30 protein-coding genes are annotated in these 24,094 nt (G+C 57.8%); 22 read left to right on the forward strand and 8 right to left on the reverse strand.

Going from position 1 to position 24,094, the window contains the following annotated elements; all coding sequences use genetic code 11:
* The first annotated feature begins 16 nt into the window (after window positions 1–16).
* From rplE to bfr, 17 genes are all read left to right on the forward strand, one after another.
* Complete coding sequence (rplE, locus tag ATI02_RS19240) at window positions 17–556, forward strand: 50S ribosomal protein L5 (RefSeq protein WP_003210069.1); 540 nt, start codon at window positions 17–19, stop codon at window positions 554–556.
* Between the two features lie 13 nt (window positions 557–569).
* Window positions 570–875 (forward strand): 30S ribosomal protein S14, encoded by a 306-nt coding sequence (rpsN, locus tag ATI02_RS19245; RefSeq protein WP_022641375.1) that lies wholly within the window; start codon window positions 570–572, stop codon window positions 873–875.
* A 209-nt stretch (window positions 876–1,084) separates the two neighbouring features.
* Window positions 1,085–1,477 (forward strand): 30S ribosomal protein S8, encoded by a 393-nt coding sequence (gene rpsH, locus ATI02_RS19250; protein WP_007966178.1) that lies wholly within the window; start codon window positions 1,085–1,087, stop codon window positions 1,475–1,477.
* A 12-nt stretch (window positions 1,478–1,489) separates the two neighbouring features.
* Window positions 1,490–2,023, forward strand: coding sequence for a 50S ribosomal protein L6 (gene rplF / locus ATI02_RS19255; protein WP_003176412.1), 534 nt, complete (start codon window positions 1,490–1,492; stop codon window positions 2,021–2,023).
* Window positions 2,024–2,033: 10 nt separating this feature from the next.
* Window positions 2,034–2,384: a 50S ribosomal protein L18 gene (gene rplR / locus ATI02_RS19260; RefSeq protein WP_003186037.1), complete on the forward strand. Its 351-nt coding sequence runs from the start codon at window positions 2,034–2,036 to the stop codon at window positions 2,382–2,384.
* Window positions 2,385–2,387: 3 nt separating this feature from the next.
* Window positions 2,388–2,888 carry a 30S ribosomal protein S5 gene (gene rpsE / locus ATI02_RS19265; RefSeq protein ID WP_003176409.1) on the forward strand — a complete coding sequence of 167 codons (501 nt, stop codon included), beginning with the start codon at window positions 2,388–2,390 and terminating at the stop codon, window positions 2,886–2,888.
* Between the two features lie 2 nt (window positions 2,889–2,890).
* On the forward strand, window positions 2,891–3,067 hold the full coding sequence (gene rpmD / locus ATI02_RS19270) for a 50S ribosomal protein L30 (protein ID WP_003176408.1): 177 nt from the start codon (window positions 2,891–2,893) through the stop codon (window positions 3,065–3,067).
* 3 nt (window positions 3,068–3,070) lie between these two features.
* The gene (gene rplO / locus ATI02_RS19275; RefSeq protein WP_003228720.1) at window positions 3,071–3,508 is read left to right on the forward strand and encodes a 50S ribosomal protein L15; all 438 of its coding nucleotides are present in this window, start codon (window positions 3,071–3,073) and stop codon (window positions 3,506–3,508) included.
* Window positions 3,509–4,837: a preprotein translocase subunit SecY gene (gene secY, locus ATI02_RS19280; protein ID WP_003228718.1), complete on the forward strand. Its 1,329-nt coding sequence runs from the start codon at window positions 3,509–3,511 to the stop codon at window positions 4,835–4,837.
* Between the two features lie 27 nt (window positions 4,838–4,864).
* Window positions 4,865–4,981, forward strand: coding sequence for a 50S ribosomal protein L36 (gene rpmJ / locus ATI02_RS19285; protein ID WP_002555468.1), 117 nt, complete (start codon window positions 4,865–4,867; stop codon window positions 4,979–4,981).
* Window positions 4,982–5,111: 130 nt separating this feature from the next.
* Window positions 5,112–5,468, forward strand: a complete 357-nt coding sequence (rpsM, locus tag ATI02_RS19290) for a 30S ribosomal protein S13 (RefSeq protein ID WP_003186020.1) — start codon at window positions 5,112–5,114, stop codon at window positions 5,466–5,468.
* Between the two features lie 30 nt (window positions 5,469–5,498).
* A complete protein-coding gene (gene rpsK / locus ATI02_RS19295; RefSeq protein WP_002555466.1) occupies window positions 5,499–5,888 on the forward strand; it encodes a 30S ribosomal protein S11 in 390 nt (129 codons plus the stop codon).
* A gap of 18 nt (window positions 5,889–5,906) precedes the next feature.
* Window positions 5,907–6,527: a 30S ribosomal protein S4 gene (gene rpsD, locus ATI02_RS19300; protein ID WP_003176404.1), complete on the forward strand. Its 621-nt coding sequence runs from the start codon at window positions 5,907–5,909 to the stop codon at window positions 6,525–6,527.
* Window positions 6,528–6,549: 22 nt separating this feature from the next.
* Entirely contained in the window at window positions 6,550–7,551 is a 1,002-nt protein-coding gene (locus tag ATI02_RS19305; protein ID WP_003186012.1) for a DNA-directed RNA polymerase subunit alpha, read from the forward strand.
* Between the two features lie 42 nt (window positions 7,552–7,593).
* Entirely contained in the window at window positions 7,594–7,980 is a 387-nt protein-coding gene (gene rplQ / locus ATI02_RS19310) for a 50S ribosomal protein L17 (protein WP_003176402.1), read from the forward strand.
* A 239-nt stretch (window positions 7,981–8,219) separates the two neighbouring features.
* Entirely contained in the window at window positions 8,220–9,674 is a 1,455-nt protein-coding gene (locus ATI02_RS19315; protein WP_100847072.1) for a catalase, read from the forward strand.
* A gap of 150 nt (window positions 9,675–9,824) precedes the next feature.
* Window positions 9,825–10,289, forward strand: a complete 465-nt coding sequence (gene bfr, locus ATI02_RS19320) for a bacterioferritin (protein WP_100847073.1) — start codon at window positions 9,825–9,827, stop codon at window positions 10,287–10,289.
* A gap of 65 nt (window positions 10,290–10,354) precedes the next feature.
* Here bfr and uvrA read toward each other — a convergent pair whose 3' ends face one another.
* Window positions 10,355–13,189: an excinuclease ABC subunit UvrA gene (gene uvrA, locus ATI02_RS19325; protein ID WP_095188531.1), complete on the reverse strand. Its 2,835-nt coding sequence runs from the start codon at window positions 13,187–13,189 to the stop codon at window positions 10,355–10,357.
* 191 nt (window positions 13,190–13,380) lie between these two features.
* Between uvrA and ATI02_RS19330 the strand changes: the two genes are divergently transcribed.
* Window positions 13,381–14,778 carry an MFS transporter gene (locus ATI02_RS19330; protein WP_095188530.1) on the forward strand — a complete coding sequence of 466 codons (1,398 nt, stop codon included), beginning with the start codon at window positions 13,381–13,383 and terminating at the stop codon, window positions 14,776–14,778.
* Window positions 14,779–14,787: 9 nt separating this feature from the next.
* Complete coding sequence (locus tag ATI02_RS19335) at window positions 14,788–15,312, forward strand: single-stranded DNA-binding protein (protein ID WP_008081898.1); 525 nt, start codon at window positions 14,788–14,790, stop codon at window positions 15,310–15,312.
* Between the two features lie 184 nt (window positions 15,313–15,496).
* On the opposite strand, the gene ATI02_RS19340 is transcribed toward ATI02_RS19335, so the two are convergent.
* The 7 genes from ATI02_RS19340 to ATI02_RS19370 form a co-directional block, all read right to left on the reverse strand.
* Window positions 15,497–16,654 carry a glutathionylspermidine synthase family protein gene (locus tag ATI02_RS19340; protein WP_100847074.1) on the reverse strand — a complete coding sequence of 386 codons (1,158 nt, stop codon included), beginning with the start codon at window positions 16,652–16,654 and terminating at the stop codon, window positions 15,497–15,499.
* A 2-nt stretch (window positions 16,655–16,656) separates the two neighbouring features.
* Window positions 16,657–17,346 carry a DUF1190 domain-containing protein gene (locus tag ATI02_RS19345; protein WP_100847075.1) on the reverse strand — a complete coding sequence of 230 codons (690 nt, stop codon included), beginning with the start codon at window positions 17,344–17,346 and terminating at the stop codon, window positions 16,657–16,659.
* A gap of 17 nt (window positions 17,347–17,363) precedes the next feature.
* Window positions 17,364–17,789 carry a DUF350 domain-containing protein gene (locus ATI02_RS19350; RefSeq protein ID WP_095188527.1) on the reverse strand — a complete coding sequence of 142 codons (426 nt, stop codon included), beginning with the start codon at window positions 17,787–17,789 and terminating at the stop codon, window positions 17,364–17,366.
* 15 nt (window positions 17,790–17,804) lie between these two features.
* Window positions 17,805–18,455, reverse strand: coding sequence for a DUF2491 family protein (locus ATI02_RS19355; protein WP_095188526.1), 651 nt, complete (start codon window positions 18,453–18,455; stop codon window positions 17,805–17,807).
* Window positions 18,456–18,665: 210 nt separating this feature from the next.
* The gene (locus ATI02_RS19360) at window positions 18,666–19,364 is read right to left on the reverse strand and encodes a PspA/IM30 family protein (RefSeq protein ID WP_095188525.1); all 699 of its coding nucleotides are present in this window, start codon (window positions 19,362–19,364) and stop codon (window positions 18,666–18,668) included.
* Window positions 19,365–19,381: 17 nt separating this feature from the next.
* Window positions 19,382–19,963 (reverse strand): YjfI family protein, encoded by a 582-nt coding sequence (locus ATI02_RS19365; RefSeq protein WP_238156308.1) that lies wholly within the window; start codon window positions 19,961–19,963, stop codon window positions 19,382–19,384.
* Between the two features lie 238 nt (window positions 19,964–20,201).
* On the reverse strand, window positions 20,202–20,750 hold the full coding sequence (locus ATI02_RS19370) for a cysteine hydrolase family protein (protein WP_100847077.1): 549 nt from the start codon (window positions 20,748–20,750) through the stop codon (window positions 20,202–20,204).
* Window positions 20,751–20,851: 101 nt separating this feature from the next.
* Here ATI02_RS19370 and ATI02_RS19375 point away from each other — a divergent pair, with 101 nt between their 5' ends.
* From ATI02_RS19375 to ATI02_RS19385, 3 genes are all read left to right on the forward strand, one after another.
* On the forward strand, window positions 20,852–21,853 hold the full coding sequence (locus tag ATI02_RS19375; RefSeq protein ID WP_095188522.1) for a GlxA family transcriptional regulator: 1,002 nt from the start codon (window positions 20,852–20,854) through the stop codon (window positions 21,851–21,853).
* Window positions 21,854–22,136: 283 nt separating this feature from the next.
* Window positions 22,137–23,246 (forward strand): DUF3182 family protein, encoded by a 1,110-nt coding sequence (locus ATI02_RS19380; RefSeq protein ID WP_100847078.1) that lies wholly within the window; start codon window positions 22,137–22,139, stop codon window positions 23,244–23,246.
* Window positions 23,236–23,994, forward strand: a complete 759-nt coding sequence (locus ATI02_RS19385; RefSeq protein WP_095188520.1) for an alpha/beta hydrolase family protein — start codon at window positions 23,236–23,238, stop codon at window positions 23,992–23,994. Before ATI02_RS19380 ends, ATI02_RS19385 begins: the two co-directional genes overlap by 11 nt.
* Window positions 23,995–24,094: the final 100 nt, after the last annotated feature.

Consider the following 24,094-nt stretch of genomic DNA (forward strand, 5'->3'; position numbering starts at 1 on the left):
TGCTAGGTAGAAGACCATGGCACGACTAAAAGAGATTTACCGGAAGGAAATCGCTCCGAAACTTAAGGAAGAACTTAAGCTTTCGAACGTGATGGAAGTTCCGCGCGTTACCAAGATCACCCTGAACATGGGTCTGGGCGAAGCGATCGGCGACAAAAAAGTCATCGAGCACGCTGTTGCTGACCTGGAAAAGATCACCGGCCAGAAAGTCGTTGTGACCTACGCTCGTAAATCCATCGCTGGCTTCAAAGTCCGCGAAGGATGGCCGATCGGCGTCAAAGTGACCCTGCGCCGTGAGCGTATGTATGAGTTCCTGGATCGTCTGCTGTCGATCTCCCTGCCTCGGGTTCGCGACTTCCGCGGCCTGAATGCCAAGTCCTTCGATGGTCGTGGTAACTACAGCATGGGCGTGAAAGAGCAGATCATTTTCCCGGAAATCGACTACGACAAGATCGATGCTCTCCGCGGTCTGGACATTACCCTGACCACCACTGCCAAGAACGATGATGAAGGCCGCGCTCTGCTGCGTGCTTTCAAATTCCCGTTCCGCAACTGATTGGAGTAGGAAAATGGCCAAGAAGAGCATGAAAAACCGTGAGTTGAAGCGTCAGCTCACCGTTGCCAAGTACGCCGCCAAGCGTGCAGCGCTGAAAGCTATCATCGTCGATCTGAACGCAAGTCCAGAAGCGCGTTGGGAAGCTACCGTAGCTCTGCAGAAGCAACCACGTGACGCAAGCGCTTCGCGCATGCGTAACCGTTGCCGCCTGACTGGTCGTCCGCACGGCGTTTACCGCAAGTTCGGCCTTGGCCGTAACAAGCTGCGTGAAGCTGCAATGCGTGGTGACGTTCCAGGTCTGGTTAAAGCCAGCTGGTAATCGCTGCCAAAGCCTTGATGGGCGGGTTTGCAAGAACCTGACCATCGGTGGCCTAGAATGTGAATCAAGCCCCTTTTGGGGCTTGATTCATTTCTGGGGTGTGTCTAGAATGACCGGCTCGCCTGAGCCCGTGTTTTTCATGCCCGGAAGTTCTCGGCGACAAGTAGTAGCCGCAAGGCTAATTTTTCTGTATTAGGAGCGTCTAGCCCATGAGTATGCAGGACCCGTTAGCGGACATGCTAACTCGAATCCGTAATGCCCAGATGGCTGAAAAGTCTGTCGTAAGCATGCCGTCTTCCACGCTGAAGGTGGCTGTAGCAAAAGTCCTGAAGGACGAAGGTTACATTGCGGATTTTCAGATCACCACCGACGCTAAGCCGTCGTTGTCCATCTCGCTGAAGTACTTCGAAGGCCGTCCGGTTATCGAAGAAGTGAAGCGCGTTAGTCGTCCAGGCCTGCGTCAGTACAAGTCCGTTGAAGATCTGCCGAAAGTTCGTGGCGGTCTTGGCGTGTCTATCGTCTCCACCAACAAAGGTGTGATGACGGATCGTGCTGCGCGCGCTGCCGGTGTCGGCGGCGAAGTTCTTTGCACTGTGTTCTAAGGGGGGATAAGCATGTCTCGCGTCGCTAAGAACCCCGTTAAGCTGCCAGCCGGTGTCGAAGTAAAATTCGCAGGCCAACAGCTTTCGGTGAAGGGTGCCAAGGGTACTCTTGAACTGAATATCCATTCGTCCGTTGAGATCGTTGAAGAAGCTGGTGAGCTGCGTTTCGCTGCTCGCAATGGCGATCAACAGACTCGCGCAATGGCCGGTACCACGCGTGCGTTGGTAAACAACATGGTCCAAGGCGTAAGCCAAGGCTTCGAGCGCAAGCTCCAGCTGGTCGGTGTTGGTTACAAAGCGCAAGCAAAAGGCACGGTTTTGAACCTTGCCCTTGGCTTCTCGCACCCAGTGGATTACGAACTGCCGGAAGGCATCACCGCTGAGACTCCTAGCCAGACCGATATCCTGATCAAGGGCATCGATAAGCAGCTGGTAGGTCAAGTGGCCGCTGAGATCCGCGACTTCCGTCCACCAGAGCCGTACAAAGGCAAAGGTGTGCGCTACGCGGACGAAGTCGTCCGTCGTAAAGAAGCCAAGAAGAAGTAGGGCATAGCAAATGACCGACAAAAAAGTTACTCGACTGCGTCGCGCTCGCAAAGCACGCCTGAAAATGCACGAACTCGAAGTCGTGCGTCTCTGCGTGTTCCGCTCGTCGCAGCACATCTACGCCCAGGTCATCTCGGCCGACGGCAACAAAGTCCTGGCAAGCGCCTCGACTTTGGATAAAGAACTGCGTGATGGCGCCACTGGCAACATCGACGCGGCCACAAAGGTTGGCCAGCTGGTCGCTACGCGTGCTAAGGCCGCTGGCGTCTCGCAAGTGGCTTTCGACCGCTCTGGCTTCAAGTACCATGGCCGCGTTAAAGCGCTGGCTGATGCTGCTCGTGAAGCTGGGCTGGAGTTCTAAGTTATGTCAAATAACGACCAAAAGCGCGACGAAGGCTACATTGAGAAGCTGGTTCAAGTTAACCGCGTAGCCAAAACCGTTAAAGGCGGCCGTATCTTCACTTTCACCGCGTTGACCGTGGTTGGTGATGGTAAAGGGCGTGTTGGCTTCGGCCGTGGCAAGTCGCGTGAAGTGCCTGCTGCGATCCAGAAGGCAATGGAAGCTGCTCGCCGCAACATGATCCAAGTTGACCTGAACGGCACAACTCTGCAGTACGCAATGAAGTCCGCCCATGGCGCTTCGAAGGTGTACATGCAGCCTGCTTCTGAAGGTACCGGTATCATCGCTGGCGGCGCTATGCGTGCTGTCCTCGAAGTTGCTGGCGTTCAGAACGTTCTGGCCAAGTGCTACGGCTCGACTAACCCGGTAAACGTGGTTCACGCCACTTTCAAGGGTCTGAAAGCCATGCAATCTCCTGAGTCCATCGCTGCGAAGCGTGGCCTGACTGTCAAGGAGATCTTCTGATCATGGCTACCGTTAAAGTAACGCTGATCAAAAGCATGACCGGCCGCATCCCTAACCACAAATTGTGCGTTAAGGGTCTGGGTCTGCGTCGCATCGGTCACACTGTAGAAGTCCAGGATACTCCCGAGAATCGCGGGATGATCAACAAGGCTTACTACATGCTGCGTGTCGAGGGTTAATCGATGAAACTCAATGATCTGAGTCCAGCGCCGGGTTCCCGTCGCGAAAAGCATCGTCCGGGCCGTGGTATCGGTAGCGGTTTGGGTAAGACTGGTGGCCGTGGCCACAAAGGTCAGACCTCCCGCTCCGGTGGTACCATCGCTCCAGGCTTTGAAGGCGGTCAACAGCCGCTGCATCGTCGCCTGCCGAAGTTCGGTTTCGTTTCCCTGAAAGCCATGGACCGCGCAGAAGTGCGTCTGTCCGAGCTGGCTAAAGTGGAAGGCGACATCGTCACCGTGCAGTCCCTGAAAGATGCCAACGTGATCAACGTCAACGTACAGCGTGTGAAAATCATGCTGTCCGGTGAAGTGACTCGCGCTGTCACTATCGGCAAGGGAATCGGCGCCACCAAAGGTGCGCGTGCGGCTATCGAAGCAGCTGGCGGCAAGTTCGAGGAATAAATGGCTAAGCAAGGTGCTCTCTCTGCGCTCGGCAAAGGCGGTATGTCTGAACTCTGGGCTCGTCTGCGTTTTCTGTTCCTGGCGATTATCGTCTACCGAATAGGCGCACACATCCCGGTTCCAGGTATCAACCCGGACCGACTCGCAGACCTGTTTCGACAGAATGAGGGGACCATTCTTAGCTTGTTCAACATGTTCTCCGGCGGCGCGCTGGAACGGATGAGCATCTTTGCACTGGGGATCATGCCGTACATTTCGGCATCGATCATCATGCAATTGATGACCGCCGTCAGTCCGCAGCTGGAGCAGTTGAAGAAGGAAGGTGAAGCTGGCCGTCGCAAGATCAGCCAGTACACCCGCTACGGCACCGTCGTCCTCGCTCTCGTTCAGGCTATTGGCATGTCCATTGGTCTGGCGGGGCAGGGCGTTGCGTTCACTGGTGACTTTGGCTTCCATTTCGTCGCGGTATCCACTTTTGTGGCTGGTGCGATGTTCATGATGTGGCTGGGTGAGCAGATTACTGAGCGTGGTGTAGGTAACGGTATCTCGATGTTGATTTTTTCGGGTATCGTCGCCGGTCTTCCGAGAGCAATCGGGCAGTCTTTCGAGTCTGCGCGTCAGGGTGATATCAATATCTTCGCCCTGGTTGCCATCGGTTTGCTGGCAGTAGCGATTATCGGTTTCGTGGTGTTCATTGAGCGTGGTCAGCGTCGTATTGCTGTTCACTACGCCAAGCGTCAGCAGGGTCGCAAGGTCTTCGCTGCGCAGACAAGCCACTTGCCGCTGAAGGTGAACATGGCCGGTGTTATTCCGGCTATTTTCGCGAGCAGCATTTTGCTGTTCCCGGCTTCGCTGGGTGCCTGGTTTGGTCAGTCTGAAGGTATGGGCTGGTTGCAGGACATCTCGCAGTCGATCGCTCCTGGTCAGCCGTTGAATATTCTGCTGTTTAGTGCAGGGATTATTTTCTTCTGCTTCTTCTATACGGCGTTGATGTTCAATCCGAAAGACGTAGCGGAAAACCTGAAGAAGTCCGGTGCCTTTATTCCGGGCATCCGTCCAGGTGAGCAGTCTGCGCGCTACATTGATGGCGTTCTGACCCGCTTGACCATGTTCGGTGCTCTTTACATGACGGCCGTGTGTCTGTTGCCCCAATTCCTGGTGGTTGCAGCAAACGTTCCGTTCTACCTTGGCGGGACCTCGTTGCTGATCGTCGTCGTGGTTGTGATGGACTTCATGTCCCAAGTACAATCGCACCTCGTTTCGCACCAGTACGAATCCCTGATGAAGAAAGCCAACCTGAAGGGTTACGGCAGCGGCATGTTGCGCTGAGTACCCATAAGGTTCGAGGAGTTGGTGATGAAAGTTCGTGCATCGGTGAAAAAGCTGTGCCGTAACTGCAAGATTATTCGCCGCGAAGGTGTTGTTCGAGTAATTTGCAGCGCGGAACCGCGTCACAAACAGCGCCAAGGCTGAGTGTGATTGTGCTTCAAGCCCGGTAGCTAGTGCGCTACCGGGTTGATTATTTGTTATTACAGCGATATTATCTCGCGCCCTATTTCTTGGCTTCCGGGGCGTAGGTAGCTGTCAATTGGAGTCCCACTGAATGGCCCGTATTGCAGGCGTTAACATTCCAGATAACAAGCATACTGTTATCTCGCTGACCTACATCTATGGTGTTGGTCGCACTACTGCGCAGAAGATCTGTGCAGTGACTGGGGTAAACCCAGCAGCAAAGATCAAAGATCTGAGCGACGAGCAAATTGAACAGCTGCGTGGCGAAGTGGCGAAGTTCACCACTGAAGGTGACCTGCGTCGCGAAATCAACATGAAAATCAAGCGCTTGATGGACCTCGGTTGCTATCGCGGTCTGCGTCATCGTCGCGGTCTTCCAGTGCGCGGTCAGCGTACCAAGACCAACGCGCGTACCCGTAAAGGTCCGCGTAAGCCGATCCGCAAGTAATCGCCCCAGCGAATCGACAGGAATTTAATCATGGCAAAACCTGCTGCTCGTCCTCGTAAAAAAGTTAAAAAGACAGTGGTTGATGGCATCGCCCACATCCATGCATCTTTTAACAACACCATCGTGACCATTACCGACCGTCAAGGTAACGCTCTTTCCTGGGCTACCTCTGGTGGTTCGGGTTTCCGCGGTTCCCGCAAGTCCACCCCGTTTGCTGCTCAAGTAGCTGCTGAACGTGCTGGTCAAGCTGCGCTGGAATATGGCCTGAAAAACCTCGACGTAAACGTCAAAGGTCCAGGTCCAGGTCGTGAATCCGCAGTCCGCGCTTTGAACGGCTGTGGCTACAAGATCGCCAGCATCACCGACGTGACGCCAATCCCGCACAACGGGTGCCGTCCGCCGAAGAAGCGCCGCGTGTAATCCAGGAGATTGTAAAGAATGGCTCGTTACATTGGTCCAAAATGCAAACTCGCTCGTCGCGAAGGCACCGATCTCTTCCTGAAGAGCGGCGTGCGCGCGATCGAATCGAAGTGCAACATTGAAGCAGCACCTGGTATCCACGGCCAACGCCGCGGTCGCCAGTCCGATTACGGCACCCAACTGCGTGAAAAGCAGAAGGTCCGTCGTATCTATGGCGTTCTCGAGCGTCAGTTCAGCGGCTACTACAAAGAAGCTGCTGGCAAGAAAGGTGCAACCGGTGAAAACCTGCTGCAACTGCTCGAATGCCGTCTGGACAACGTTGTATACCGTATGGGCTTTGGTTCGACTCGTGCCGAATCCCGTCAGCTGGTATCGCACAAGTCGATCAGCGTTAACGGTCAGACCGTAAACGTTCCGTCGTATCAGGTTCGTGCTGGTGACGTGGTTGCAGTTCGCGAGAAAGCAAAAAACCAACTTCGCATTGTCCAAGCTCTCGATCTGTGTGCCCAACGTGGCCGCGTAGAATGGGTAGAAGTAGACACTGAGAAGAAGTCGGGCGTTTTCAAGAACGTTCCTGCTCGCAGTGATCTGTCCGCCGACATCAACGAAAGCCTGATTGTCGAGCTCTACTCCAAGTAAGGGCTAGAAAATAGGTGCATCCATGCAGATTTCGGTAAATGAGTTCCTGACACCCCGCCACATTGATGTGCAGGTTGTCAGTCCAACCCGCGCCAAGATCACTCTCGAGCCTCTCGAGCGTGGTTTTGGCCACACCCTGGGCAACGCGCTGCGACGCATCCTGTTGTCCTCAATGCCCGGCTGCGCAGTAGTCGAGGCCGAGATTGACGGTGTGCTCCACGAGTACAGCGCCATCGAAGGTGTACAGGAAGACGTAATTGAAATCCTGTTGAACCTTAAAGGTCTGGCCATCAAGCTGCACGGTCGTGACGAAGTTACGCTGACCTTGTCGAAGAAGGGTTCGGGGGTGGTTACCGCTGCCGATATTCAGCTGGATCATGATGTCGAGATCGTTAATCCCGATCACGTAATCGCTAACCTGGCGTCTAACGGCGCCCTGAACATGAAGCTCACCGTAGCTCGTGGTCGTGGTTATGAACCAGCCGACTCGCGTCAGAGCGATGAAGACGAAAGCCGCAGCATCGGTCGCTTGCAGCTTGACTCTTCGTTCAGCCCGGTTCGCCGTATCGCATACGTGGTGGAAAACGCCCGTGTCGAGCAGCGTACCAACCTGGACAAGCTGGTTATTGATCTGGAAACCAACGGTACTCTGGATCCTGAAGAGGCTATCCGCCGCGCTGCAACCATTCTGCAACAGCAGTTGGCTGCGTTCGTCGATCTCAAAGGTGACAGTGAGCCAGTGGTTGTCGAGCAGGAAGACGAGATCGATCCGATCCTGCTTCGCCCGGTTGACGATCTGGAACTGACTGTACGTTCGGCTAACTGCCTTAAGGCGGAAAACATCTACTACATCGGTGACCTGATTCAGCGTACCGAAGTAGAGCTGTTGAAGACTCCGAACCTTGGCAAGAAATCCTTGACTGAAATCAAGGACGTTCTGGCCTCCCGCGGTCTGTCCCTCGGCATGCGCCTCGACAACTGGCCGCCTGCAAGTCTTAAGAAGGACGACAAGGCGACTGCCTGATCGTCGTAATCACCGAACGTAGTGTTTGGTAAGGAATGAACCATGCGTCATCGTAAAAGTGGTCGTCACCTGAGCCGCACCAGCTCGCACCGCAAGGCCATGTTCCAAAACATGGCGGTGTCGCTGTTCGAGCACGAGCTGATCAAAACTACTCTGCCAAAAGCCAAAGAACTGCGCCGCGTTGCCGAGCCGCTGATCACTCTGGCCAAGACAGACAGCCTGGCTAACCGCCGTCTGGCATTCGACCGTACTCGTTCGAAAGCTATCGTTGGTAAGCTCTTCAACGACCTGGGCAAGCGTTACGCTACCCGTGAGGGTGGCTACCTGCGCATCCTCAAGTGCGGTTTCCGTGCTGGCGACAACGCGCCTATGGCGTACGTCGAGTTGGTTGATCGTGCTACTGCTGGCGAAGCTGTATCCGCCGAGTAAGACGTCAGTCTGAAACGAAGAACCGGGCCTAGTGCCCGGTTTTTGTGTCTGCAAAAAAATGATTGGTTCGTACAAGCATCTGACATTGTTCTGTTGTCACTATGTGCCGGTAAACATAATTAGTAATTATCTATCGACGCCTGCAAGTTAATGAATTTGTGGCTGATACATTGATGATCAATACTTCCCACCAAGCCGATTAGCCGGCAGTTTCAAGTCTGACAGAGGAATAAGACCGTATGAGCCAGATCAAAACGCTTACGACCGCCAGTGGCGCACCTGTCGCCGATAACCAGAATTCTCGCTCCGCGGGCCCCCGTGGCCCGTTGCTGCTCGACGATTTTCATCTGATCGAGAAGCTCGCCCATTTCAACCGCGAAAACATTCCAGAGCGCCGCGTACACGCAAAAGGTTCGGGTGCTTACGGTACGTTCACTGTGACTCGCGATATCAGCGAATACACCAGCGCCAAGCTGTTCGAATCTGTTGGCAAGCAAACACCGACCTTTCTGCGTTTCTCTACGGTTGGCGGTGAGCGCGGTTCGGCAGACACCGAACGCGATCCACGTGGCTTTGCGCTGAAGTTCTATACCGAGGAAGGCAACTGGGACATCGTCGGCAACAATACGCCCGTGTTCTTCATCCGCGATCCGTTGAAGTTTCCGGACTTCATTCACACGCAAAAACGCCTGCCGCAAAGCAACCTGAAAAGCGCGCAGATGATGTGGGATTTCTGGTCGCATTCGCCTGAGGCGCTGCACCAGGTCACGATTCTGTTCTCCGATCGCGGCATTCCTGATGGCTACCGTCACATGCATGGCTTCGGCAGCCACACTTACAGCCTGATCAGTGCCAAAGGTGAGCGTCACTGGGTGAAGTGGCATTACAAAACCAAGCAAGGGATCAAGAACCTGGCGCCGGCGGATGCTGCGCGTCTGGCAGGCACCGACCCGGACTACGCTCAGCGTGATCTGTTCGAGGCAATCGAGCGTGGTGACTTCCCGAAATGGCGTGTGTGCATCCAGATCATGACCGAAGCTCAGGCAGCGGCGCATTACGAGAACCCGTTTGACGTGACCAAGACCTGGTCGCAGAAGGAGTTTCCGTTGATCGAAGTGGGTGAGTTGGAGCTGAACCGCAACCCGCAGAACTACTTCGCTGAAGTTGAACAAGCGGCGTTCGGCCCAAGCAATATGGTGCCAGGTGTTGGTCTGTCGCCAGATCGTATGCTGCAAGGTCGCGTATTCGCTTATGCCGATGCCCACCGCTACCGTGTCGGCACCAATCACCAGCAACTGCCGGTGAATGCCCCGCGTAGTCCGGTGAATACCTATCAGCGCGATGGTTCGATGGCTTTTGGCAGCAACGGTGGGGCAGCGCCTAACTACGAGCCGAACAGCTACGTCGAATCGCCAAAGCAAGCTCCGCGCTATGCCGAGCCAGCGCTGGCCCTGAGTGGATCGGCCGATCGCTACGATCACCGCGAAGACACCGATTACTACAGCCACGCCGGTGCGCTGTTCCGTTTGATGAACGATGAGCAAAAAGCGCTTCTGGTCAGCAACATCGCAGGCGCCATGAGCGGTGTTTCGCCTGACGTTGTCGACCGTCAGTTGCAGCATTTCTACAAGGCCGATCCGGCGTATGGAGAAGCAATCGCAAAGCTGCTCGACGTAGAGCTTAACGAAGTCTAAACGAGAAGCAGAACCGCCCGCATTAAGGGCGGTTTTTGCGTTATTTAGGCTGCTTTTCTCAGAATATCTTCGCTTTTATTGCGCAAAGTGGGTGACCTTACAGTCGGCTTGGTTCAAACTACAGACTTTCAAGCAGGGAGATGTAGGGCGATGCAAGGCCACCCAGACGTTATCGATTACCTCAACACGTTGCTGACCGGCGAACTGGCCGCGCGTGACCAATATTTCGTTCATTCGCGGATGTATGAGGACTGGGGGTTCACCAAGCTCTACGAGCGAATCAACCACGAGATGGAAGAAGAAGCCGGTCACGCTGATGCGTTGATGCGCCGGATTCTGATGCTAGAAGGCACGCCGCGCATGCGTCCGGATGATCTGGATGTCGGCACCACTGTGCCTTCGATGCTCGAAGCAGATCTGCGTCTTGAGTACAAAGTTCGCGCCGCGCTGTGCAAAGGCATCGAGCTGTGCGAACAGCACAAAGACTATGTCAGCCGTGAGATCCTGCGGATTCAGCTGAACGACACCGAAGAAGATCATACTTACTGGCTGGAAAAGCAGTTGGGCCTGATCAAACTGATCGGTCTCGAGAACTATCTGCAATCGCACACCTGATTGCAAAAGATACAAAAAAGCCCCTGTCACTGATGAAGTGACAGGGGCTTTTTCATGCTCGGCGTTTAAGCCCGATCGCGGATCAACAACGGTTTGAGGTAATACCCAGTGTGAGATTGCTTCATCTCGGCCACTTGTTCCGGCGTACCGGTGGCAATGATCTGGCCGCCTTTGGACCCACCCTCCGGCCCGAGATCGACCAGCCAGTCGGCAGTCTTGATCACGTCGAGGTTGTGCTCGATCACCACCACGGTGTTGCCGTGGTCGCGCAAGCGATGCAACACGTCGAGCAGTTGCTGGATATCAGCGAAGTGCAGGCCAGTGGTCGGCTCATCGAGGATATACAGGGTCTTGCCGGTGTCACGCTTGGACAACTCGCGAGACAGCTTGACCCGCTGGGCTTCGCCACCGGACAAGGTCGTCGCCGACTGCCCGAGTTTGATGTACGACAGGCCCACATCCATCAGTGTCTGCAGCTTGCGCGCCAGCGCCGGGACGGCGTCGAAGAACTCCCTGGCTTCCTCGATAGTCATCTCGAGGGTTTCGTGGATGTTTTTGCCCTTGTATTTGATTTCAAGGGTTTCGCGGTTGTAGCGCTTGCTCTTGCACACGTCGCACGGCACGTAGATGTCTGGCAGGAAGTGCATTTCCACTTTGATCAGACCATCGCCCTGGCACGCCTCGCAGCGGCCGCCCTTGACGTTGAACGAGAAACGGCCCGGGCCGTAACCACGGGAGCGCGACTCGGGCACGCCGGCGAACAGTTCGCGGATCGGTGTGAACAGCCCGGTGTAGGTCGCCGGGTTGGAGCGCGGTGTGCGGCCGATAGGGCTCTGGTCGATGTCGACGACTTTGTCGAGATGCTCCAGACCTTTGATGCTGTCGTGTGCCGCCGCTTCGAGCGTGGTGGCGCCGTTGAGTGCCGTGGCGCTCAGCGGGAACAGCGTGTTGTTGATCAGCGTCGATTTGCCCGAGCCTGACACGCCGGTGACGCACGTCAGCAAGCCGATCGGAATCTCCAGGTCGACGTTGCGCAGGTTGTTGCCGCGCGCACCCTTGAGCGACAGGGTCAGCTTCTTGTTGCGTGGCGTACGTTTGGCCGGCACTTCGATCTTGACCCGGCCCGACAGGTATTTGCCGGTCAGTGAATCAGGGTGTGCCATGACTTCGGCCGGCGTACCTTCGGCGACGATCTGGCCGCCATGCACTCCGGCGCCCGGGCCGATATCCACCACGTAGTCGGCCAGGCGAATGGCGTCCTCGTCGTGCTCGACCACGATCACCGTGTTGCCGATATCACGCAAATGCTTGAGCGTGCCGAGCAGCCGGTCGTTATCGCGCTGGTGCAGGCCAATCGACGGTTCGTCAAGGATATACAGAACCCCGACCAGGCCGGCGCCGATCTGGCTGGCCAGGCGAATCCGTTGAGCCTCACCACCGGACAGCGTGTCCGCACTGCGATCCAGCGACAGATAGTCGAGGCCGACGTTGACCAGGAACTGCAGACGCTCGCGGATTTCCTTGAGGATCTTGTCGGCGATCTCGCCGCGACGGCCGGTCATCTTCAGTTCGCCGAAGTACACGCAGGCGTCACCGATAGGCAGGTTGGTCACTGCCGGCAGCGTCTTCTCGCCGACCCACACGTGCCGTGCTTCGCGACGCAGGCGGGTGCCACGGCAATCCGGGCACGATTGGGTGCTGAGGAACTTGGCCAGCTCTTCACGCACGCTCGCCGATTCGGTTTCGCGGTAGCGGCGTTCGAGGTTCGGCACGATCCCTTCAAAGGGGTGCGAACGTTTGACGATATCGCCACGGTCGTTCAGATATTTGAAATCGACATTCTGCGAACCGCTGCCGTGCAGAATCTGCTTTTGCTGTTCGGCTGTCAGTTCGTTGAACGGCACTTCCAGACTGAACTTATAGTGCGAGGCCAGTGACCCCAACATCTGGAAGTAATAGACGTTGCGCCTGTCCCACCCGCGAATCGCGCCCTCGGCGAGCGTCAGGTCGCCATTGACCAGTCGCTTGATGTCGAAGAACTGCTTCACCCCCAGACCGTCGCAAGTCGGGCAGGCGCCGGCCGGGTTGTTGAAGGAAAACAGCTTTGGCTCCAGCTCGCTGATCGCATGGCCGCAGATCGGGCAGGCGAAGCGTGCGGAGAAGATCATTTCCTCGCCCGGCTCGTCGTCCATCGGCGCGACCAGCGCGATGCCGTCGGCCAGTTTCAGCGCGGTCTCGAACGACTCGGCCAGGCGTTGCTGCAAATCAGCGCGCACCTTGAAGCGGTCGACGATCACATCAATCGAATGCTTCTTCTGTTTATCCAGTTTCGGCAGTTCGTCGAGCTCGCAGATCCGCCCGTTGACCCGGGCGCGGACGAAGCCCTGGGCGCGCAGTTCTTCGAAGACCGACAGGTGCTCGCCTTTACGCTCGCGGATGACCGGTGCCAGCAACATCAGCTTGCTGCCTTCCGGCTGGGCCAGCACCAGATCGACCATCTGGCTGACGGTCTGTGCTTCCAACGGAATGTCATGATCCGGGCAGCGCGGCGTACCGACGCGTGCATACAGCAGACGCAGATAGTCGTAGATTTCGGTGATGGTGCCGACCGTGGAACGCGGGTTATGCGAGGTCGACTTCTGTTCGATGGAGATCGCCGGCGACAAGCCTTCGATGGTGTCGACGTCGGGTTTTTCCATCATCGACAGGAACTGCCGGGCGTACGCCGACAGGGATTCGACATAGCGGCGCTGACCTTCGGCGTACAGGGTGTCGAAGGCCAGGGACGACTTGCCGGATCCGGACAGGCCGGTGATGACGATCAGTTTGTCCCGGGGCAGGGTCAGGTCGATGTTCTTCAGGTTGTGGGTACGGGCCCCACGTATCAGGATCTTGTCCAAAGTGGCCTCGCTCGGCGGGCGTCGAAAACGTAGGAGTATACGGGCAAATACTGGATGGATGCACACTATCAAGCGAAGCGTTTTTTGCCGTGCATGAAGAGTGTTTCATCTATACGCGTCATAGCGTCGCGATATACCCCGTCTCTCGATGTGACTGGTAGAATCGCCGCCGGTTCACATGAGGTTTTTCCATGCACGATCCCCACAGCGAACGCATGAGTGGCAGCGAGACCCGCGCGGCGAGCGGTCTGGCCCTGGTGTTCGCCTTCCGTATGCTTGGCATGTTCATGGTGTTGCCGGTACTGGCGACCTATGGCATGGATCTGGCTGGCGCGACCCCGGCCCTGATCGGCCTGGCAATCGGTGCTTATGGCCTGACCCAGGCGATTTTCCAGATTCCGTTCGGGGTCATTTCCGACCGCATCGGCCGTCGTCCGGTGATTTACCTGGGGCTGATCGTCTTCGCCCTCGGCAGTGTGTTGGCCTCTCAAGCCGATTCGATCTGGGGCGTGATCGCCGGCCGGATCCTGCAGGGCGCCGGCGCGATTTCCGCTGCGGTCATGGCCTTGCTCTCAGACCTGACCCGCGAACAGCACCGCACCAAAGCGATGGCCATGATCGGCATGACTATCGGCCTGTCGTTTGCCGTGGCCATGGTGGTCGGGCCGTTGTTGACCAGTGCTTTCGGCTTGTCCGGGTTGTTCCTCGCCACAGGCGCGATGGCGCTGGTCGGCATCCTGATCATCATGTTCATGGTGCCGAAATCCACCGGGCCGCTGCAGCATCGTGAATCGGGCGTGGCGCGTCAGGCGTTGATGCCGACGCTCAAGCATCCCGATCTGCTGCGCCTCGATCTGGGCATCTTTGTGTTGCATGCGATGCTCATGTCGAGCTTCGTCGCGCTGCCCCTGGCACTGGTGGAAAAGGCCGGATTGCCCAAGGAGCAACATTGGTGGGTGTACCTGACTGCGCTGCTGATCTCTTTCTTCGCCATGATCCCGTTCATCATCTACGGCGAGAAGAAACGCAAAATGAAACGAATTTTGCTCGGCGCCGTCATGACGTTGATGCTCACTGAGCTATTCTTCTGGCAGTTCGGTGACAGCTTGCGGGCTCTGGTGATCGGCACGGTGGTGTTCTTCACCGCGTTCAATCTGCTGGAGGCTTCATTGCCGTCGCTGATCAGCAAGGTTTCACCGGCAGGTGGCAAAGGCACGGCCATGGGCGTGTACTCCACCAGCCAATTCCTCGGTTCGGCACTCGGCGGGATACTCGGCGGCTGGCTGTTTCAGCATGGCGGTCTGTCGGTTGTGTTCCTCGGATGCGCGGGTCTGGCTGCCATCTGGCTGGCCTTTGCTGTTACCATGCGCGAACCTCCCTACGTGACGAGCCTGCGCTTGCCGTTGTCGCCCGAGGCGATCCGCGAAGCGGGTCTGGTCGAGCGCCTCAAGGCCCTCGTAGGGGTAACAGATGCAGTGATAGTCGCTGATGAGGCGGCTGTTTACATCAAACTGGACAAAGAATTAGTGGATCGCGACACCCTCGAACGCCTGGTGAACAACCCGGCCGGGGCTGCTTGCGACGCCTAGGAGAACGTTATGGCCCGTGGGGTTAACAAAGTCATATTGGTCGGCACTTGCGGCCAGGATCCCGAAGTTCGCTACCTGCCTAACGGTAACGCCGTGACCAACCTGAGTCTGGCAACCAGCGAACAGTGGACCGACAAGCAAACCGGTCAGAAGGTCGAGAAGACCGAGTGGCACCGTGTGTCGATGTTCGGCAAGGTTGCCGAAATCGCCGGCGAATACCTGCGCAAGGGTTCGCAGGTGTACATCGAAGGCAAGCTGCAGACCCGCGAGTGGGAAAAAGACGGTATCAAGCGTTACACCACTGAAATCGTGGTCGACATGCAAGGCACCATGCAACTGCTCGGCGGCCGCCCACAACAGGGCGACCAACAAGGCGGTGGCAACAACTACCAGCAGTCCGCTCCAGCGCCACGTCAGCAGGCTCCGCGCCCGCAGCAGTCGGCTCCACAGCAGCGTTCGGCTCCGGCTCCACAGCAGGCCGCACCGCAACCGGCTCCGGATTTCGACAGCTTTGATGACGATATTCCGTTCTGATTTGCTGCTGTAACCGCTGCAAATAAAAAGGCCCGTCGCTTGAAGCGACGGGCCTTTTTTGTGTTGAAGAATCAGAGATAACGCCGATCGACTGTAGGAGCTGCGGCACGCTGCGATCTTTTGATCTTAAAAAACAAGATCAAAAGATCGCAGCGTGCCGCAGCTCCTACAGAAGATTTGTGTTTCAGTCGAGGATCAGGTGCGGCAGAAACCGGCTCGAATCCTTGGTGATCAGACTGTTGTCCTCACGCACACCAATCCCCGCCGCTTGATCGCCAATCACCCACGAACCGATCAGCGTGTAACTCTCACCAAACTTCGGCAGCGGCGCAAACTCTTGCAGAATGAACGGCGCATCGGTGTAGGGCCCGTTTTCTTTGACGATCAAGCCGTCAGTGGTTTGCAGCTCAATGTTGGCGCCTTCCCGGGAGAAAAACGGTTTGCGCACCCAGCCCTTGGGCACGGCGCTGGCCGGATCCGGATCGAGATGCGCCGCGAGCAGATTCGGATGGCCCTTGTGCAATTCCCACAGCAGCGGCAACGCGCCTTTGTTCGACAGGATCGCCTTCCATGCAGGTTCGAAAAACTGCGTATCGCACTCGGCGATCGCCGCCCCGAACGGCTCGTGGAAGATGAACTCCCAGGCGTGCAGCTTGAACAGGTGCGGGATCCAGCGATCTTCCAGGTCGACGAAACGCCCTTCAGCCGTCAAGCCGATGTCTTCGATATCGATGTGGCGTGATTCGATGCCGACCTTCTCGGCGATCAAGCGCAGGTAATCCGTGGTGCCCTTGTCTTCGACCGAGTCTTTCATCGAGGCGAAGTAGAACGGCCGCTTGAGCTGTAATTCGGCGAAGGCCTGATGCAGCTTGGTGTCGATGCTGTTGAACTGGTCGGCATGGCTCGGCAGTGTGCCGCGCTCAATGCATTGCTCCAACCAGCCCCACTGAAACGCCGCGGCTTCGTAGAGGCTGGTCGGCGTGTCGTAGTTGAGTTCCAGCAGTTTCGCCGGGCCGTTGCCGTTGTAGGAAAAGTCCATGCGCCCGTACAGATGCGGATGACCTTCCCGCCAGGACGTGCGGATCATGTCGTAGTACGCGGACGGAATGCTCAGGCGATCCAGCAGTTCTTCGCTGTGCACCACGCGGTCGACCAGGTCCATGCACATCTCATGCAGTTCGGTGGTCGGGTCTTCAAGATCGTTTTCGATCTGCGCGAGCGTGAACTGGTAGTACGCGCTTTCGTCCCAGTACGGCTCGTCGTCGATGGTGTGGAACATGAAGCCGAGGCTCTCGGCCGTGTGTTTCCAGTCGGGGCGCTCGGCGCAGTGGATCTTTTTCATGGTCAGCTGCTCGAGCGACCGGAACTGCTGCCCCAGCCACCCCAACCGCTGCGGGCGCTGGATTGACTGCCGAAGCCACCACGGGACGTCGAGGAAGCGACGTTGACCGGTTTGCTTTTGCTGCTCTCGTAGTCGGGCTGGCTGCGCGGCGCCGATTCGATTTTGCGGTACTGCTTCGAGGTGTCGTAGGTCTGGCGCGTGTCGCGGTCGCGGTAAACCGTGCGGTTGCTGTTGTTGCTCATCGCATTGCCGATCAACCATCCGCTCAGCCAGCCATTGCCGCCGCCACTGGAGGTGTGCGAGGTGCTTTGCACATTCTGCGCAGCGCTGGTGTCACCCGCCGGCATCTGCGCATCGGCGATGGCGTCGAGATTCTGCGCGGCTTCACCGGCTTGCGGCACTTTGAAACCGCCGAGTTTCGGCACGAAACGGCCGTCGGAATTTTTCTGGCACCAATCGGCGGCAAAGTCCGCGTCGCACTTGGCCTTGTCGTCGTACGCCGGGGCAATGCGCCGGTGTTCGGTCAATGCCGCCACGTAGGCGTTGGAGCAGACATCGGCCGCCACCTCGGCATCGACGCACTGCTCGACGCTCTGGAAATTGCGTGGCTGATCCACCGCCGCCGCTTCGCCGGAAATGGCCATGGCCACCGACGCCGCGAGAGACAACTGAACGTATTTGCTTCGTTTCATCTCAGGCTTCCTGCCGATCAGTTGGACGGTGTCATGCACGCTGCGTTGAGCATACCGACGCTGATTGCCACCGCAGCCACGTAGATGCCGGAGGCGATTTCTCCGTTGACGATGCGCTGGGAAGTGCCTTTGAGTACCAGGGTCGTGGCGAGGAACGCCAACAGCTGCACAACCGCAGCAATCACCGCCCAGAGCACGAAGTCGAGGACGTTGACCGAGTAGGCAATCACATTGCTGGCCGGAATCGCGAAGCCGATGATCGCACCGGCCAGTGCAACAGCAGCGGCGGTGTTGCCGTTGCGGATCAGCTCGAACTCCCTGTGCGGGGTGATGCGGGTGTAGACAAATTGGAACAGCATGAACAGCAAAACGGCGCCGATCAGGTAAACGACGAAACCCGTCAGCGCGGTCTTGTTCAGGGAAACGGCCAGCACTTCCAGCATGGAAAACTTCCTTATTTAAATGGGGCTCAGGTCAGTCGTGTACAGCGAAATACCCAGCGAAGAGCTCAGGCTGACGGTGCCTTCTTCGTCTTGCTCGACGGAGAACAGCAGCAGCTCGCGGCGATCGGTCAGGCCGGTTTCGCGGGCGTAAAGCATCGAGTGATGATTAATGGTGTAACTCTCATCCGGATTGACCACCTGTTCGGTCATCGGAACCAGTTCGGTCTGGCCTTGTTCGGTGCCCCACTCACGGGTGTATTCAATGCCTTCGTGGGTGTAGGTCGGCAGACCGATCAGACTGTTGGGGCCGGCCAGGCGCTGCAGCTCGGCGTCACTGTTGACCGTCACGTAGCTGAGGTAGTTGAACAGTGTGACCGACTCGACCTGGTCGTCACCGGTGACGTGGATTTGCACCCAGAAATCCTCGTCGTTCATGTAATAGCGGTGCAGTTTGTTGGACTGGCCGAGGTCGACCCAGCCGGCGCTCCAGATCGCCTGGTCGAAAGGCACACGCACTGAGGTCGAGCCGTCGAGCAGCAGCGCCAGGGTGGTGTCGAACCTGACGCCCTTGCCCTGGGCCATCCCGAGTGGGCCGCCGGCTGCGGTTGGCGTTGGCGCAGCAGCCTGCCAGTTGCTGGTGCCCAGCAAGTCTTTAAACCATCCCATGGGTACGTTCCTTGAAGCGGGTGGAGGTGTTCGTCAGCAAAAAAGCGTCGCTAGTGTACCGGGCTGAGCGTGAACGAGAAGTATGATTTCAAGCTGTAAACCACGTGGGAGCGAGCCTGCTCGCGAAGAGGGCGTGTCAGCCAACATTAATGTCGTCTGATATTCCGCTTTCGCGAGCAGGCTCGCTCCCACAGGTTTTTGCGTCGGTGCTTACTGAGCGGATTTTTGCTTCAGGCGCTCGAGGATGGCATTGGCGCTGCCCTCGTTCGGCGTGATGCCGGCGTCGCGCAGCTTGCGATCCAGGTCGTTGCCGGTCGAAGCATCGGCCAGCTCGTCCGCCGCACTCAGCTCGGCAGCACGTTGCTGCTGTTTGGCTTGCAGACGGTTCAGGGTACCGACGGCGGTTTCCAGTTTGCCGTTGGCGCCGCCGCTGGCGATGGACGCGCTGACCTGGGCTTTTTGTACGCTGTCACGGGCCTTGGCCATGTCCACTTGCTGGCGCAGGCTCTTGATCCGGGCTTCGGCCTTGTTGATGTCCTTGCGCATGTTTTCGGCGTAGGTGCCGAATTCGTCGCTCAGCTTCTTCTCGGCGGTCAGGTCGTTGGTCAGGGTCGAAATCGCTTCGGCCACTTCCATCGCCAGGTCTTCACGGCCGGCGTTCAGGGCCGAAACAGCCTTGGCTTCCAGATCCTTGATCTTGGCGTCGTACTCGCTGACGCGGTCGGCGGCCAGCTTGTGCTTGGCCATGATGGTCACCAACTCACGACGGGCGTTCGACAGCGCGGTGTCGGCGTCGCGGATTTCCTGGTCGAGAATGCGCAGGGCCTGTTGATCGACGATTGCTTCGCCGACTTCATTGGCGCCGCCGCGCAGTGCGGTGAACAACTTGCTCCAGATGGACTGAGTCATTGGATATTCCCTGTTGATTACTTGAAGAAGTGTTCGAAGGCTTCGCTCGCGCGCTGCACGTTGTCGACCAGGGTTTTCACCTCGGTGACGACGTTGGTCAGGCTCGAGTCGGCGCTGAGGGCGCCAAACATGTTGTAAACGGTCTGCCCGTTCGGCATCGACTCGATACCGATCGACGACAGCGGGAACATTTCCCGGCTGCGCAGCACGGCGTCGTTGAAGGCGCGCACGTCGGTGATCGAATCGATGTCCACCAGCACGGTGTCGATGATGATCTGCTGACCGGCCAGGGCGATGTGAATCGGCAGACCGCCGAATTCGTTCATTTCCAGCTTGATGCTGGGTTCGGAGCTCTGGATCAGAGACAGCGTGATCTCTTGCGAAGCCACCTCGTCCAGTGCCTTGAGGGCGTTGAAGAGGCTATCGATGTTCCAGTTGTTGCCTGCGCTCATGTAATTCTCCGACATGAATGAGCCAGCCAGAATCGGTTGGCGTAGCTGTTGCTCCATTTGCTTGAGCAAGCTTCGGTTTTCCGGAAGCACCCAAGTTTCGTGTTTCACATAACCGGCAGCCGCCAGGCCCGCGCGCATCTGCTTCATATAAAAGCTCGACGGTTTCTTCGCGGACGGTTTCGAGCGCTCTCCCTTTGGATTCTCTGACTTTGCTGCGGGGGAGGGGCTTTTCATGGCTGTGACTCCGTTATGAACATCTCACGCGTGAGCCACACTACAACCAATTCAAAGTGCCATCAATGGCTCACGCGTGAGATTTTTTCGGCGCACGCAAAAACGCCCGCAACGAGGCGGGCGCAGGTTTTTGCAAAGTGTTTCCCGTGGCTTAGCGCTGGAGGAACTCGTCGGTCGAAACCACGCTGGCGTAGGCAAAACCGAGTGCCGACATAAACGCCGCGTGGACATGCGCCGCCGGCACCGTCAGGCCGTTGAACTCCAGGTCACGGCTGGCGCAGGCGTCGTGAATTACCGTGACGGCATAGCCCAGATCCGCCGCCGCGCGGGTGATGCCATCAACACACATGTGGCTCATGCTGCCGACCACCACCAGTTCCTTGATGCCTTGTTCGTCGAGGATCGATTGCAGTTCGGTTTCGCGGAACGAGTTGACGAAATGCTTGAGTACCACCGGCTCATCGCTGCGATTGAGCACTTTCGGATGCAGCTTCGCGCCATCGGAACCGGGTGTAAAGAACGGTGCGTCCGGCGAGGTGAATTCGTGGCGGATGTGCACCACCGAATCCCCCGCTTCACGGAAGGCCGCGATCAGTCGCGCGGCATTGTCGGCGGCGGCGTCGGCACCGGCCAGCGGCCACTTGCCTTGGGGGAAGTAGTCGTTCTGGATATCGACTACGATGAGCGCTTGCTTGGCCATGGGTGTGTCCTCGATGGATTGGCTGGAAGTGGCTTCAGTATTGGCCCTGCCGGACGATTCGAGGATTGGCCGCACCGACAATAGACAGGGGAAAACTGACAATGGGGGCAGAAAAGGCCGCCATCGCCGAACTGGCTGTGCTGATTTATCCCGGCGCGCAGATGGCGGCAGTGCATGGCCTTACCGACCTGTTCGCAGTGGCCAACCGGATCGCTGCCGAGCATCAGGCTGCGCAGTTGCCGTTACTGCGGGTCAGCCATTGGCAGGTCGAAGGTGATCGGGCGCCGCAACGGGTTTTCGACACTCAACCTGGCTTCGAAAGCGGGTTGCATGCGGTACTGATTCCGCCGTCCATTGGTGGCTTCTGCGCAGCGCAAGTGCCCACCGGGCTGCTGCGCTGGCTGCGTGATCAGCACGCCAGCGGCGCGACTCTCGGCGGCGTTTGCGTGGGGTCATTGATGCTGGCCGAAAGTGGTCTGCTCGACGGCCGCAGCGCCACCACGCACTGGACGTCGGCCAACGCCTTCGCCGAGCGTTATCCGAACATCAAACTCAAGGCGGATACGCCGATTGTCGATGACGGCGATCTGATCACCACGGCAGGACTGATGGCCTGGTCGGAGCTGGGTTTGCGACTGGTCGATCGTTTGCTCGGGCCGAGCATCGCCACCGGTACCGCGCGCTTTCTGGTCATCGAACACAGCGACAGCGCCAGCGAGTGCGGCAGCAATTTTGCACCCCTGCTCAGTCATGGCGACGCCGCCATTCTCAAGGTTCAGCATTGGTTGCAAAGCACCGGTGCGACGGATGTTTCGCTGAGCGTTATGGCCGAGCGTGCGGGGCTTGAGGAGCGTACCTTCCTGCGCCGTTTCCGTGCGGCAACCGGGTTGAAGCCGACCGAATATTGTCAGCATCTGCGGGTGGGCAAGGCGCGGGAGATGCTCGAGTTCACCAACGGCACGATTGATCACATTGCCTGGACGGTGGGCTATCAGGATCCGGGGGCGTTTCGGGCGATCTTCAAGAAGATCACCGGGCTGGCGCCGAGTGATTATCGAGGGCGGTTTGGTGTGACCCCTCCAGTGAAACCACCCATTACCTGAGTGGGAGGGGGCTTGCTCCCGAATAGGGCGTGGCAGTCAGCATTGATGTCGGCTGATACACCGCTTTCGGGAGCAAGCCCCCTCCCACAAAAGGATCTGCATGATGCCGGGAATCGTGCAATTTGCCGGAGATTTGCGGCTCGTCGTGCAGATTGAAACGGGCGCGGTGCCATCACTCTTTCGGCAAGCAGTTGATTCGTAGGCGTTTTACACAGGCAACCCGTTGGCCTGATCTCTGCACCCCTCTGCACTACATTCACCGCGCCGCTGAAAGGGGAAACGCATGACCCCGATAACGAGCAAAAAACAGGTCGTAGCCCTTTCGGTGCGTGCCGCCGCGCCACAGCATGAAGTACAGACAAACAAGGCCCTGGCCCGATGGTTGGCGCAGATTCTCGGGTGCAAATTCGGCGGCAGTTATGACCCCGAGAAACATCGCGACCGTGACCTCTATCTGTTACCGACGCAAACCATTGTCGGTGCTGCTCATGCTCACGAATTGGGCATCAAAGGCCCGGCTGATTTGTGGGGCGGCTACGTCGAGCATGATTTCATCTGTACCAAAGCCATCAGCCACGGCCTGCGCAGCCACCAGGCCCACGCGCCACAAGGTTGGTCGCCGCTGTTTTCCGAGCGCGTGCGCAACGTGGTGCTCGATGGCCTCAGCGTATTTGCCCTCGACGATGCGCGGCCCGCCGCCGAGCATTTGTTGTACAGCGGGCCGATTCGTTTGAAGCCGATTCACGCCTGCGCCGGTCGCGGTCAGGAAGTGATCAAGAGCCTCGACGCCTTCGACGAAATCCTTGCCCGGCCTGAAGCCGAAGCGCTGTTCAGCGAAGGCGCGGTGCTGGAGCAGGATTTGAGCGACGTCATCACCCATAGCGTCGGCCAGTCATTCATCGGCGACAAGGTGCTGAGCTACTGCGGTGATCAATACTTGACCAAGGATGCTGATGGCGAAGACGTCTACGGTGGCTCGAATCTTTTGGTCGTACAGGGCGGCTACGAGGATTTGCTGGCGCTGGATCTGCCGGATGACGTGCGTCTGGCCATCGAGCAGGCGCAGGTTTTCGACAGCGCTGCCGATGAAGCCTACCCTCGGTTCTACGCCTCACGGCGAAATTACGACATCGCCCAGGGGCTGGACAGCAACGGCAAAAGCCGCAGCGGCGTGCTCGAACAATCCTGGCGCATGGGCGGCGCCAGCAGCGCGGAAGTGGCGGCGCTGCAAAGTTTCGTCAACGACCCGACGATGCGCGCGATCCGTGTGTCTTCGGTGGAAACCTATATCGATCAGCCGTTGCCGGCGGACGCCATCGAGGTGTATCGCGGCCCGGCCGAGAACAGCGAATTTCTCCTCAAATACGTAACGGTCAAATCTTATGACGGCTAGAAGCGAAAGCATTCAAATCGACATTGATGATGAACAGATGAGCGGGACATTTCTCAGTCCCAAATCGAAAGTGCCGGGGGTGTTGTTTGTCCACGGTTGGGGCGGTAGCCAGGAGCGCGATCTGGAACGGGCCAAAGGCATCGCCGGCCTCGGCTGTGTGTGTCTGACTTTTGACTTGCGTGGCCACACGGGCGGCACCGGGATTGCGCTGACTCGAGTCAGCCGCGAAGACAATCTGCGCGATTTGCTGGCGGCCTATGACCGCTTGCTTTCACACCCGGCGCTCGACACGTCGGCGATCGCCGTGGTCGGCACCAGTTATGGCGGTTATCTGGCCGCAATCCTCACATCTTTACGCCCTGTGCGCTGGCTGGCGCTGCGGGTGCCAGCGCTGTATCGCGATGAGCAATGGCACACGCCCAAGCGCGACCTGGACAAGGCTGACCTGCGTGATTATCGCGGCTCGCTGGTGCGCGCCGACAGCAATCGGGCGCTGCATGCCTGCTCGCAATTCACCGGAGACGTTTTGCTGGTGGAATCGGAAACCGATGACTACGTGCCGCACGCGACGATCATGAGCTATCGCGCGGCGTGCCAGCAGACACATTCGCTGACCCATCGGATCATTGATGGTGCGGATCATGCGTTGAGTGAGCCGGTTTCGCAGCAGGCTTACACGTCTATTCTGGTCGACTGGATTACCGAAATGGTCGTTGGCGAGCGGTTGAGCATTATCCAGTCTTCATAGGCAGTGGTGTTCTCTCGGACGCCTTCGCGAGCAGGCTCGCTCCCACAGGGGGCGCATTTCAAATGTGGGAGCGAGCCTGCTCGCGAAGAGGCCGGCAACT

The organism is Pseudomonas baetica (assembly GCF_002813455.1).
Lineage (GTDB): Bacteria > Pseudomonadota > Gammaproteobacteria > Pseudomonadales > Pseudomonadaceae > Aquipseudomonas > Aquipseudomonas baetica.